We start from the raw sequence: 12,182 nt of genomic DNA on the forward strand, positions 1-12,182 counted from the left end.
GACGCCCCCTCCCGAGGAGTACTGCCATGCGCCTGTCGACGTCGTTGCTCCTGCGAGGCATTCTCGCGATCGTGGTCGGAATCGTCTCGGTGGCGTGGCCGAATATCACTGTCGGCGCGTTCGTCGTACTGTTCGCCGTCTACGCGTTCATCGCGGCGGTCACGGACGCGATGCGAGCGTTCAGCAGTGAGAGCGCCGGACCCGTCTTCGGCTACCTGTTACTGGCACTTCTCTCGGTCGCGGGCGGCATCGTCGCACTCGCCTGGCCCGGTCTGACTGCCCTGGTGCTGACGATCTGGGTGGCATCCTGGGCGCTCGTCACCGGTGTCGTCGAGGTCGGCCTGACGTTCCGGCAGGGTCAGTCGAGCGGCGCGCGAGCGATGTGGGTACTGAGCGGCCTACTGTCGATTGCGCTGGGCGTCGTCCTCTTCATCCGCCCGGACCTCGGCGCGCTGTCGCTCGCGGAGGTCTTCGGCCTCTTCAGCATCGTGTACGGCGTTTCGACCGTCGTCCTGTCCTTCCAGGCCAAGGAACTGTCGTCCGCCGCCGCAAACGTCGGCCTCACCCACCGAGCGGCCTGAGCACGTGGAGCGTGTTCGCCAGCTGGACCCGGGAACGGATCCCGAGCTTGGCGAACACGGCCCGCAGATGGGTGCCGACCGTGTTGACGGAGATGCCGAGAGTCGAAGCGGCCGACTTGTTGGTGTGGCCAGCCGCGATGAGATTGGCGACCCGTCGTTCGGCCTCGGTAAGGGCGTCCCAGCCGGTCGCAGGCCGGGCGGGCTGGTCCCACTTCGCTCGTCGTACCCCGGCTCGACGCATGGTGGCCGCGACGGCGTTGCGCGCGAGTGACGCGCCGATGGCGTCGTAGATGTCCCACGCCTGGTCGAGCTGGACGAGCGCCCGGTCCCGATCGCCCGCGGACAGCAGTGCCTGCCCGTACGACGCCGCGCCGACCGCGCGCAGGACCGGTCGCGGGCTGGCGGACAGGACCTCCGCCGACCGGGCGATCAGCTCGAGATCGTCCTCCTGGCGGCCACGAAGGTTGAGGGCGATGCCTTCGAAGCTCGGTACGCCGGGATTGCGCTCGGCACCGAGCTCGGCGAGCTCGACCGCCCGCTGAGCAAACTTCGGATCGCCGGCCGCGACCCCGATGTCGTAGAACACCGGCATCCATCCCGGCCACCAAGGCCAGAAGGTGCGGGCCTCGGCCGCCGTGTCGAGCAGCGGTCCGAGTACGGCAGTCGCACGCTCCAGGTCGCCTTCGGCCGCGGCCAGCCAGCCTCGCATCAACGGAATCGCCGGCTCGCGGAACTGCTCGTCCGCGTCGGTCTGGCCGGCCGCCTCCTCGATCTGCCGGCCCGCGGCCGCGAGATCGCCGTGGGACAGCAGAACCGCGCTGTGGATCATCGTCGCCTCGAGCGCGTGCACACTCGTGCCGAGCTGGCGGCCGAGCTCGATGAGGGCACGAGCACCCGCGTCCGCGTCGTCGAGCCGGCCGAGATTGAAGTCCTGCCACACCTCGGCGTACGCGAGCGCTGGTACTGCGGACTCGACGGTCGACTCGCTGTCAGCACGGGCCTGGTCGAGCAGGGTCTGGGCGTGCTCGTACCGGTCCAGGAGCTGCAGCGCGATGATCTCCTCGGCGAGGTACGACGTACCGAGCAGCGGCCGCAGATCGCGGATGTACTGCAGGCTCGCCCGATGACGGCCCTCGTTCTTGGCGGCCTCGCCGCACGCCTGCAACGCGAGAGTGATCGCCTCCTGGTCGTCGGCCGTCCGAGCCAGGTCCAGTGCGGAGTGGGCCTCCATCGCAGCAGCGGCGCCGGGGATCAGACGCGTGCGGGCGAGCGCGCGTGCCGCGGTGACGCGTGCGGTGGCGACCGGGCCGAGCCCGGGGGAGCGGAGTACCCGATCGCAGCGCCGGGCGAGCTCGGTGACGCGACCGCCGAGCCAGAGTGCACGGGCCGTGATCGTCTCGATCGCGGCAATGACGTCGGGTTCGTCGGCGCGGGCGAGCAGGGCGTCGGCGACCGCCAGGGTGTCGGCGACGCGCTGGGTGCGGCCCAGGACCGAGAGGCAGCGCTCGCCGATCCCGAACCACTGATCGTGGCTCGGCCGGAGCGTTCCGAAGGCGAGCATCGCGAGCTCACCGGCGTCGTCGGCGCTGATCGACGCGAGTGTCTCCGCGGCGGAGACCAGGATCAATGCGCTGCCTACGTCGCCGGGGATCGCCGCGGCCTTGACGTGCGATGCCGCGAGCAAAGGCTGTGCCCTCAGCAGCTGGTCGGCGATCCGTCGATGCAACCGTCGGGCGGTCTCGCCGGCGATCGTGGCATAAACGGTCTCGCGGATCAGGTCGTGGCGGAACGTCAGCGTCGGCCCAGCCTGGATCACGATCCCGGTCTGCACCGCGTCCCCGACGAGCGTCGACAGCTCGGGTTGGATCCTGGCAAGAACGTCGATCGGCAGCGGCCGTCCGAAGACCGCGACCAGCTCGACAATGCGTCGTACCGGGTCGTCGAGGTCGGCCAGACGGTGCTGGATCGCTGCGGTGAACTCGGCCGGGACCTCGTCGCCGTTGCGGGCGATTCCGTCGATGATCTGGACGGCGAGGAACGGGTTCCCGTCGGACGCTGCCAGCAGCTCCTGGTTAGGAATTCGGCCCAGAGTGTCGTGCGCCATCGCAGCCAGATCCGGGCCGGTCAGCGGCATCAGCGCGAGGTGCTGAAAGCGGACGTGCTCCACGGTCGCCACCTGCTGCTCGAGCCGCCGATCCCGGCTGGTGAGGATCCACAGGACCGGCAGACCGACGAGCCTTGGGATGAGCGACCGCAACAGGAACAGGCTGACCCGATCCGCCCAGTGCAGGTCGTCGATCGCGATCACCAGGGGAGTGGCGGTCGCGGCCTTCTCCAGGTACGCCGCGATCCGGTCCGCCAGCAGCAACGGCTGCGCCCGGCCCAGCTCCTCGTAATCGTCGGCCGAGATCAGCGGGTCGCGGCCGGACCGAAGTACGGCGATGACCGGCGCGCCCGGCGAGACCTGTTCGATCTCGTCGCACTTGGTCAGCGTGACCCGGAACTGCTGGCGGGTCGCCTGCCGGCAGATCTCGGTCAGTAATGCCGTCTTGCCGATTCCGGCCGCACCGGTGACGAGGACGACCCCGGACGATCCGACCGTGCGGACCTGCCGGACCGTGCTCAGCGCGCGGCTCAGTGGCTCACTGCGGCCGCGCAGCGGCCGACCATCGATCATGCTCATCTCCCAGCCTATGGAACCAGACTGGATGACGAGCTGACTATCGGAGGAACTCGTGGACGTCGGCGGCGAACTCGGTGTGGTGCTGGAAGAGGAAGCCGTGGGCGGAGTCGGGGTAGATCTTCACCATGGCCTGCGGGATGAGCCCGGCCAGCAGGTACGAGTAGTGCGGCAGGATCATCGGGTCGCTGTCCCCGTTGGCGACGAAGACCGGGACGCCGATCGCGCTCACGCGTTCGAGCAGCGCGTTGTTCGGGACACCCCAGTCGCACACGGCGTCGTACTGCGCTATCCGCGTCGCCCACGTGGTCTGCGCGTCACGGTCGGACGTGCGTGACGCTATCCGGCCGAAGTACTGCATGCCGGCCTGACGGCTGGTATCCGAGTCGGCGAAGAAGACTCCGAGCACCCCTTGAGGATTGGGCTGCGGTTGCCCGACCGCGCCGATGACGTCGGCGGCCCAGCCGTGCATGCCAGCGGCTCCCTGCGGTGCCGACGACGCCAGGACGAGCCGGCGGACGGCATCGGGCCGGATCAGCGTGATCTCCTGTGCGACGAAGCTTCCGAGGGAGAAGCCGAGTACGTCGACCTGCGCGAAACCCAACGCGTCCACGAAGGCCAGCGCGTCGCGGGCCATCTCGTGGACCGTGTGCGGGGTGGCTCCGGTCGACGCGCCGACGCCGGTGTTGTCAAAGGCAACGACTCGTCGATCCGTCGCGAGCGCGTCGACGAGAGCGGGATCCCAGTTGTCCAGGTTGCCCCGGAAGTGCTGCAGCAGGATCAGCGGTACGTCGCCCGCGCCGTTGTCACGGTAGGCGTACTCGATGCCGTTGTCCGCCGTGATGGTCTTGGTCGAGCTCTCCGAGTACGTCATCTGATCACCTCGGCTAGGGCCGCTGGGAGTCCGCGGCGTACGTCAACGTGTAGGGGTTTCCGAAGGCCGGGTACTTGGCCACCATCTTGGCGACGATCTGCGGCGCCGGGTCACCGGTCGCGACGACGGCGTCGAAGTCGCGGATGTACTGGCGTGACTCGTCGAGGATCCTGGTCGCGTCGTCATCAGGAGCATCGGGATCCTTGTGGCCCGAGATCACAGTCACCGGCCGCAGCGCCTCGATCGCGTCGAGCGAATCGATCCAGGCTGCGCGCGTCTTCGGGTCGGAGCCGGCCAGCCACATATGTACCCGGTTGTACGCGACATCCCCGGCGACGACCGCATCCAGCCACGGCACGTGGACGACGGTTGACAGTTCCACGTCGCTCTGGCCGACCAGGACGGTCTTCAGCGACTGTCCTTCGAGCAGGAGGTCGTCCGTCGGCAGCGCCGCGGGGACCGCGGGGTGCTCGGAGATCTGTCCGGGGAAGTACGAGTTCCACAGTGCCAGCGCTCCGGTGCTGACCTGCCCCGCTGCGACGGGTGCGACGGACGCGTGCGTCACCAGGTCAGCGTCCGGGAAGGCCGTGAGTACCGGCTCGAGGCCGAAGAAGTGGTCCGCGTGGGCGTGCGTGACGTAGACCGCGGTCAACCGTTTCCCGCTCTGCCGGATCCAGGCGAGCAACTCGTCGCCTTCCGCCAGCGTCATCAACCCGTCGACCAGGACGGCGTCGCGCTCACCTTCGATCAAGGTCGCCGTACTCGCGGGCCAGGTCGCCTGCGTGGCCGGATCCCAGCTCTTCGAAGCGCCGGTGAACGGTTTGTACGGACTGAGAAATACTGAAAGCCCCACCATGCCCCCAGCATGCGACTCCTGAAGCCTGCCCGCCATCACCTGAACGGGTGAGACCTCAGAGTGGGGCCGGCAGCAGGACGGTGCCGGCCAGCCAGCGGCAGGCGACGAGGGCCAGTTCGAGCTCCAGGCGCTCGTCGTCCAGCGGACGCCCGCGTTCCTCCAACGCCTTGTCGATGCGGTACTTCACGGTGTTCTTGTGCAGATGGATTCGATCCGCAGTGGCCAGATAGCTGCCCTTCTCGGTCAGGAACACCTGCAACGTCTCGCGCAGCCGTGCGGCGGCCTCGGTATCGGCCGCCAGCGGACCCAGCGCCTTCTGCACCAGCCGCCGGGTCCCCTCGAGGTCCGCGGCCATCATCGCGGCGGTCCGGACCTGCGGATCGCTGAACGCGGTCACCCGTTCGGCGCGGTCTCGCGCCGCTAGCGCCACCTGTTGAGCCCGGAGCGCTTCCAGGTGCGTGACCCGGAAACCGTCCGCTCCGGCTGCGGCGGACCCGACGGCGATCCAGTGGTCGCCTTCGTCGTCGCCGACCATCATGATCTCCGAATGACTCCGCCCGAGCGGGATCCAGCCCCAGCCGGTCGACCGGTCCCGCGGCACAAACAGCGGTTGCCCTGAGCAACCAGCGGCCGTGGCCGCCTGCTGGAGCAAGCGTTCCAGCTGGCGCAGGCTCTCGTCGCCGGTCGATCCGGAGGTGCTCCAGAGTACGACGCCGACGTGGTTCTGCCGGAGCCGATAACTGAGCGCGCCCTCGGCCGCGGCCAGGTCGACCTGATCGCCGCGGAGCAGCTCCTCGATCATTGCCTTGCGCACCGTGTTGCGGTTCGCCAGCCAGCGCACCCGCTCCGACTCGTAGGCGCTGACCACCTGTTCGGAGATCCGGTCGATGTAGCGGAAGGTCGTGTCCACGATGATTCGGCCGGCGGCGAGCGCCACGGTCGCGTCGGCGTCCCGGTCGAGCTCGTCGAAGGCCCAGTCCAGCACCTGTTGCTGGCCTAGCCGGTAGGCCCGGACAAGCGCGAGCGGGGCGATCCCACGCTGGGCGAGCCGGCGGGCGTACTCCTCCGCGGCGAACGGGGTGGCCACCTTGTCCACGTCGACGTCGTACTGCAGGATGTGCGCGACCGTCTCGACGTTGCTCTCGATACTTGCCCCGAGCAGCTCGACGATCAGCTGGTCACCCTGCAGGTCCTCGATCGACTCGGCCAGCACCTTGTGCAGGGTCCGGGTCAGCATCGGCAGCTGCGTGCCCATCAGGGTGGCAAGTGCGGTCACCCGGGCGACCGCGGCGTCGTGCAGCGTGTCAGGAGTCACGGAGTTCTCCCTTCCGCTCCCGATTGTGCGCCCGACCGACGGCCCTGTCAGCTCGCGAGCACGAACGGTGCAGCCAGCTTCGTGTCCCGCGCACAGTGCCCGGCGGCCCGCGAATTCCTACCGTCGATGGCAACCAGACTCCGGAGGACACTGTGACCAACCTCGACTATCTCCCGTGGCGGCGGCCCGCGGCCTACGACGATCGTCCCGCCGTCCGCGACGACAAGCACGACCTCACCTACGCCGGGTTCAGTACCTGGACCGACGCCGTCGCCGAGCAACTCGCCGGGTACGGCGTAGGCCCGGGCTCGGTGGTCGCGGTGATGCTGCCGAACCGCGTCGAGCTCCTCGTCGTCCTCGTCGCGGCCTGGCGCCTGGGGGCCGCGGCGACGCCGATCAACCCGATGTTCACCGCGAACGAGGCCGACTACCAGATCAACGACGCCGACGCGGCCGTGGTGGTCAACAACGGCCCGGAGTCCCCGAACGGCGGCCGTCCGAGCATCGCGGTCGACGACCTCCGCCGTACCCGATGGGGCGACCGGGGCCTGCCCGAGCCGGCCACCGAGCCCGGCGAGCTCGCGTTGCTGATCTACACCAGCGGCTCGACCGGCCGGCCCAAGGGCGTGATGCTCAGCCACCGCAACATCGGCGCGATGGCGGCGATGATGTCCGAGCACCTGAAGATCACCGCGGAGGACCACTGCCTGCTGATCCTGCCGCTGTTCCATGTGAACGCGATCTGCATCAGCTTCCTGACGCCGATCTCGGTCGGCGGGCAGTTGACCGTGCTGCAGCGGTTCCAGCCGGTGGAGTTTCTTGCGGCGATCGAGAAGTTCAGGCCGACGTACTTCTCCGCCGTACCGACCATCTACTCGCACTTGGTCTCGCAACCCGATGACGTCGTCGCCGACACATCCTCGATCCGGTTCGCGATCTGCGGCGCGGCGCCGGCTTCGAAGGAGCTGCTGGCCGCGACCGAGAAGCGGTACGGCATCGGGCTGGTCGAGGGCTACGGTCTGACCGAGGTGACCTGCGCGTCGACGGCCAACCCGGTCGACGGTGAGCGCAAGCTCGGCACCGTCGGTGTGGCGCTGCCCGGACAGCGGGTGGGGATCATGGCGCCGGACGGCGCGCTGGTGCCGACGGGGGAGCGCGGCGAGGTCGTGATCCAGGGCGCGAACGTGATGCAGGGCTACCTGAACCGGCCCGACGCCACCGCCGACGCGCTCGGCGACGGCTGGCTGCACACCGGCGACGTCGGCATCCTCGACGCCGACGGTTATCTGCGGATCGTCGACCGGATCAAGGACATGATCATCCGCGGCGGCGAGAACATCTATCCCAAGGAGATCGAGACCGTCCTGCACGGTCATCCCGCCGTCCTCGAGGCGGCCGTCGTCGGCGCTCCGCATCCCGTGTACGGCGAGGTTCCGGTCGCCGTGGTCGCGGCGTACCCCGATCAGGTCATCGACGTCGACGAGCTGATCGCGCTCTGCCGCGCGAACCTCACCAAGATCAAGGTCCCGGTCGCGATCCACGTGGTCGCCGCGATCCCGAAGAACCCGGTCGGCAAGCCCGACAAGCCCGCCATCCGCACATCCATCCAGAGCTGAGGAGCGTCACGATGGGATTCAGCAAACCTTCGGTCCCCCCACTGGCACCGGAGCAGGTCTACGAACTGCCGTACCTGGAGCGGATCAAGATCCTGTCCCGCTACTGGGCCGAAGAAGGCTTCGGGTCACCGAAGATCTTCCATGTCATCTACATCGCCAAGCTGCTGTTCCTCTACATGCTGGGCGGTTACCTGATCGGCACGCTGACGTCGGGCTTCAACCCGTTCCACCCGGGCGGGTTCTGGAACGAGCCGGTGCTCTACCAGAAGTTCATCCTGTGGACCGTGCTGCTCGAGGTGCTGGGCATCGCCGGTTCCTGGGGGCCGTTGGCCGGGCACTTCAAGCCGTTCACCGGTGGCTGGCGGACCTACGGCCGGGTCGACACGATCCGCGAACCACCGTGGCGGATGCCGCTGACCGGCGGAGACCGTCGTACCCGTGCCGACGTCGCCCTCTACCTCGCGATCATCGTCACGCTCGTGCTTTCGTTGGTGCTGCCATCGGTCGACGACAGCGGACTGACCGCGCACGGTTTCACCGGAGGTCGCGTGTCGCCGGCGCTGATGATCGTGCTCGGCGTTCTGCTGATCGCGCTCGGGCTGCGGGACAAGGTGTTCTTCCTGCAGGCCCGCGGCGAGCAGTACCTGCCCGCGATCGTGTTCTTCTCGCTGTACGGCGCTGTCGACATGATCGTCGCGCTCAAGCTGCTGATCGTCGTGGTCTGGGTCGGGGCCGGCTTCTCGAAGTTCGGCAAGCACTTCGGCATGGTCGTACCGCCGATGGTCTCGAACACGCCCTGGGTGCCGTTGAAGGCGATGAAGCGGATCAACTACCGCAAGTTCCCCGAGGATCTGCGGCCGTCCCACGCCGGCAACCTGCTCGCCCACGTCGGCGGCACCTTCGTCGAGATCGTCGTACCGCTGACGTTGCTGTTCTCCACCAACAAGACCGTGACGATCATCGCGGCGGTGGTGATGATCTGCTTCCACGCCTTCATCACGTCGACGTTCCCGCTCGCCGTACCGCTGGAGTGGAATGTCCTGTTCGCCTTCGCGGCCGGGTTCCTGTTCCTCGGCAACCCGAACTGGGACGGGTTCGGTCTGGGCGACATGACCCCGTGGCTGCTCGTCGTGACGGCCGCCGCGCTGCTGTTCTTCCCGGTGCTCGGCAATCTCAGGCCGGACCTGGTGTCCTTCCTGCCGTCGATGCGCCAGTACGCCGGCAACTGGGCGTCCGCGACCTGGGCCTTCGCCCCCGGCGCGGAGCAGCGGCTGAACGAGCGGCTGGTGAAGCCGGCGCCGATGATCATCGACCAGGTCACCGAGCTTCTCGGCAGCCGGGAGGTCGCCGAACTGGCGATGTACCAGGTGATGGGCTGGCGGTCCCTGCACAGCCAGGGCCGGGCGCTGAACTCGATCCTGCTCGATCAGCTCGGCGAGGACCTGAATCACTACGCGATCCGCGAAGCTGAGTTCATGACGAACTGCATCGTCGGGTTCAACTTCGGCGACGGACACCTGCACGACCACAAGTTCATCGCGTCGATCCAGAAGCGCTGCCAGTTCGCGCCGGGCGAGTTCATCGTGGCCTGGATCGAGTCCCAGCCGGTGAACAAGAACTACCAGCGGTACCTGGTGATCGACGCGGCCCTCGGGATCGTCGAACGCGGGACGTACCTGGTCGACGACGCCGTCGCCGAGCAGCCGTGGCTGCCGAACGGCTCGATCCCGCTGACGGTCGAGTGGCGGCTCGAGGGGTACGAGCGGACCAGCTACCCGCGAGTCCAGCCGACCAGCCCGGATACAGCAGGTGCGTCATGACCAAGGCGGTCGTCATCGGCAGCGGACCGAACGGCTTGGCCGCCGCGGTCACCTTGGCCAAGGCCGGGGTGGACGTCGAGGTCCTGGAGGCCGCCGCCCAGCCGGGCGGCGGCACCCGGAGCGCCGAGCTCACGGTGCCCGGACTGATCCACGACGAGTGCTCCGCGTTCCACCCGCTGGCTCTGGACACGCCGTTCTCCCGGTCGATCGACCTGGGTCGGTACGGTCTGACCTGGCGGTGGCCGGAGGTGCAGTACGCGCATCCGCTGGACGGCGGGCGGGGTGCCGCCGTACTGCGGTCGGTGGCGGACACGGCCGAGTCGCTCGGGCGGGACGGGCGGCGCTGGCAGCAGGTGTTCGGGCCGCTGACGGAGCGGTTCGACCGGATCACGGCCGACTTCCTGCAACCCGTCGTACGGATGCCGTCGCATCCGTTCGCGATGGCTCGCTTCGGTGCGTTCTCCGCGATGCCTGCGTCGGTGCTGGCCAAGCGGTGGTCGTCGGACGAGGCTCAGGCGCTGTTCGGTGGAGTCGCGGCGCACGCGCTCCGACCGATGTCTTCGCCGTTCTCGTCTGCGATCGGAGTGGCTTTGGGTACGGCGGCGCACGCGTACGGGTGGCCCGTCGCCGAGGGCGGTTCTGGGGCCATCAGTCGGGCGATGATCGCGGCGCTGGAGGAGTACGGCGGCAAGGTCGAGACGAACGTCCGCGTCACGTCGCTGGCCGAGCTCAGTGAGGCGGATCTCGTGCTGATGGATGTGACGCCGAGTGCGGCGGTCCGGATCGTGGGGGATCGGATGCCGTCCCGGGTGCGGCGGGCGTTGCTGCGGTACAAGCACGGGCCGGGTCTGTTCAAGGTCGACTTCGCGTTGTCCGGCGAGGTTCCGTGGACGTACGAGCCGACGCGGCGGGCCGGCACGATCCACGTGATCGGAGACTTCGCCGAGCTGGCCCGGGCCGAGCTGGACGTGGTGCAGGGACGGATGCCCGAACGGCCGTTCTTGCTGGTCGGGCAGCAGCATCTCGCCGACCCGTCGCGTGCCCACGGCAACCTTCGTCCGTTGTACGCCTACGCCCACGTGCCGGCCGGGTTCCGCGGCGACGCGACCGAGCAGATCGAGGCGCAGATCGAACGGTTCGCACCGGGCTTCCGCGACCTGATCGTGGCTCGTCATGTGCAGTCGCCCGCGCAACTCGAGGAGCACAACGCCAACTACATCGGCGGCGACGTGACGACAGGTGCGAACACTGCGCGCCAACTGGTCTTCCGGCCGCGGGCAACGCTCAACCCGTACGCACTCGGCGTACCTGGCGTGTACCTGTGCTCGGCGGCGACACCACCCGGCGCCGGCGCGCACGGCATGTGCGGCTACAACGCGGCGCAGGCTGCGCTCGCAAACCTCAGGTGAGAGGTGCAGTTGATGCGCGTACGACGAGTTCGGGCGTGATGCTGATCTCGCGGTGCGGGGCCTCGGGGTGGTCGGCTCGTTCGAAGAGGAGCTGGGCTGCCAGGGCTCCGATTTCGCGGGCCGGCTGGCGGACGGTGGTGAGTGGGATGACGGCGAGTTGGGCGTCGGTGATGTCGTCGTAGCCGACGATGGCGATGTCCTTCGGGACCGACCAGCCGTGGCGGATGAGTTTGTTGACGATGGCGATCGCAATCATGTCGTTGCCGCAGAGCACCGCGGTCGGCTGCGGTTGCATCGTCATGATCAGGTCGGCCAGAGCACTCCGCTCGCTCACGGTCCGGCCGTCCGCGTCGACGCGGTGCAGCAGCTCACGGTCCTCGCCGAACTCGTCGATCGCGGCCAGTGCACCCGCGAAGCGGGCCTGCATGACGAGCTCGCCGCCTGGCCCGCCGGCGAACAGCACGTGCCGGTGGCCGAGCTCGAGGACGTGTTTCATCGCGAGCTTCCCACCGAGGTGCTGATCGAACGTCACCTTCGAGATGTCGATCGCCATGTCCTCGCCGCCCAGCACGACGAGCGGCGTACCCACCGCTTCGAGATCGCCGAGGTCGGGCGGCATCGAGGTGGTGGAGCAGATGATCAGGCCACCGACCCGCATCTCGGCGAGCTGACGGATGTAGACCGCCTGCCGGGCTGAGTCGCCCGCGGTGTCGCAGTACACCAGGACGTCGCCACGGCTTCTGGCCGCGTCCTCGACGCTGCGGGCGATCTCGGTGAAGAACGGGTTCCCGGCGTCCGGGACGAGTAGCCCGACCGTGTGGGTCCGATTCCCGCGCAACGTCCGGACCGCACGGTTCGGAACGTAGTGGGTGTCGTCGATGGCCTGTTCGATCCGGGCGCGGGTGTCGGGGGCGACCGTCTTGGTGCCGTTCAGGTAATTCGAAATGGTTCCGAGCGAGACGCCAGCACGGACTGCCACCTCTTTGATGGTGACGTTCTTCGCCATTGCCGACCTCGATCCATTGCGCCGC

9 protein-coding genes are annotated in these 12,182 nt (G+C 68.5%); 4 read left to right on the forward strand and 5 right to left on the reverse strand.

The genetic code is table 11. The features are described 5' to 3' along the window. Positions 1-26: 26 nt before the first annotated feature. Positions 27-581 (forward strand): HdeD family acid-resistance protein, encoded by a 555-nt coding sequence (locus EV650_RS03785; protein WP_134115343.1) that lies wholly within the window; start codon positions 27-29, stop codon positions 579-581. On the opposite strand, the gene EV650_RS03790 is transcribed toward EV650_RS03785, so the two are convergent. From EV650_RS03790 to EV650_RS03805, 4 genes are read right to left on the reverse strand one after another with little or no spacing between them, the layout of a single operon-like run. After that, positions 562-3,258, reverse strand: coding sequence for a helix-turn-helix transcriptional regulator (locus tag EV650_RS03790; protein WP_166678010.1), 2,697 nt, complete (start codon positions 3,256-3,258; stop codon positions 562-564). The genes EV650_RS03785 and EV650_RS03790 overlap by 20 nt on opposite strands. A 43-nt stretch (positions 3,259-3,301) precedes the next feature. Continuing rightward, a complete protein-coding gene (locus tag EV650_RS03795; RefSeq protein ID WP_134115347.1) occupies positions 3,302-4,135 on the reverse strand; it encodes an alpha/beta fold hydrolase in 834 nt (277 codons plus the stop codon). Between the two features lie 13 nt (positions 4,136-4,148). Continuing rightward, positions 4,149-4,991 (reverse strand): MBL fold metallo-hydrolase, encoded by an 843-nt coding sequence (locus tag EV650_RS03800; protein ID WP_166678011.1) that lies wholly within the window; start codon positions 4,989-4,991, stop codon positions 4,149-4,151. 55 nt (positions 4,992-5,046) lie between these two features. Next, on the reverse strand, positions 5,047-6,306 hold the full coding sequence (locus EV650_RS03805; protein ID WP_238174007.1) for a PucR family transcriptional regulator: 1,260 nt from the start codon (positions 6,304-6,306) through the stop codon (positions 5,047-5,049). A 152-nt stretch (positions 6,307-6,458) separates the two neighbouring features. On the opposite strand from EV650_RS03805, the gene EV650_RS03810 reads away from it, so the two are divergent. Genes EV650_RS03810 through EV650_RS03820 form a run of 3 tightly spaced genes read left to right on the forward strand, consistent with a single transcriptional unit; the run spans position 6,459 to position 11,151 of the window. After that, positions 6,459-7,922, forward strand: coding sequence for a class I adenylate-forming enzyme family protein (locus tag EV650_RS03810; RefSeq protein ID WP_134115351.1), 1,464 nt, complete (start codon positions 6,459-6,461; stop codon positions 7,920-7,922). Positions 7,923-7,933: 11 nt separating this feature from the next. Further along, complete coding sequence (locus EV650_RS03815; protein ID WP_134115353.1) at positions 7,934-9,742, forward strand: DUF3556 domain-containing protein; 1,809 nt, start codon at positions 7,934-7,936, stop codon at positions 9,740-9,742. Then, entirely contained in the window at positions 9,739-11,151 is a 1,413-nt protein-coding gene (locus tag EV650_RS03820; RefSeq protein ID WP_134115355.1) for a phytoene desaturase family protein, read from the forward strand. The genes EV650_RS03815 and EV650_RS03820 overlap by 4 nt, the downstream gene beginning before the upstream one ends. On the opposite strand, the gene EV650_RS03825 is transcribed toward EV650_RS03820, so the two are convergent. Next, positions 11,144-12,157, reverse strand: a complete 1,014-nt coding sequence (locus EV650_RS03825; RefSeq protein ID WP_134115357.1) for a LacI family DNA-binding transcriptional regulator — start codon at positions 12,155-12,157, stop codon at positions 11,144-11,146. The genes EV650_RS03820 and EV650_RS03825 overlap by 8 nt on opposite strands. Positions 12,158-12,182: the final 25 nt, after the last annotated feature.

The organism is Kribbella kalugense, assembly GCF_004365875.1.
Lineage (GTDB): Bacteria > Actinomycetota > Actinomycetes > Propionibacteriales > Kribbellaceae > Kribbella > Kribbella kalugense.

Bases quoted from the DNA above. Each gene is read 5' to 3' on its own strand.
- EV650_RS03785 (WP_134115343.1), top strand. From the start codon at position 27: ATGCGCCTGTCGACGTCGTTGCTCCTGCGAGGCATTCTCGCGATCGTG.
- EV650_RS03790 (WP_166678010.1), bottom strand. From the start codon at position 3,258: ATGATCGATGGTCGGCCGCTGCGCGGCCGCAGTGAGCCACTGAGCCGC.
- EV650_RS03795 (WP_134115347.1), bottom strand. From the start codon at position 4,135: ATGACGTACTCGGAGAGCTCGACCAAGACCATCACGGCGGACAACGGC.
- EV650_RS03800 (WP_166678011.1), bottom strand. From the start codon at position 4,991: ATGGTGGGGCTTTCAGTATTTCTCAGTCCGTACAAACCGTTCACCGGC.
- EV650_RS03815 (WP_134115353.1), top strand. From the start codon at position 7,934: ATGGGATTCAGCAAACCTTCGGTCCCCCCACTGGCACCGGAGCAGGTC.
- EV650_RS03820 (WP_134115355.1), top strand. From the start codon at position 9,739: ATGACCAAGGCGGTCGTCATCGGCAGCGGACCGAACGGCTTGGCCGCC.
- EV650_RS03825 (WP_134115357.1), bottom strand. From the start codon at position 12,157: ATGGCGAAGAACGTCACCATCAAAGAGGTGGCAGTCCGTGCTGGCGTC.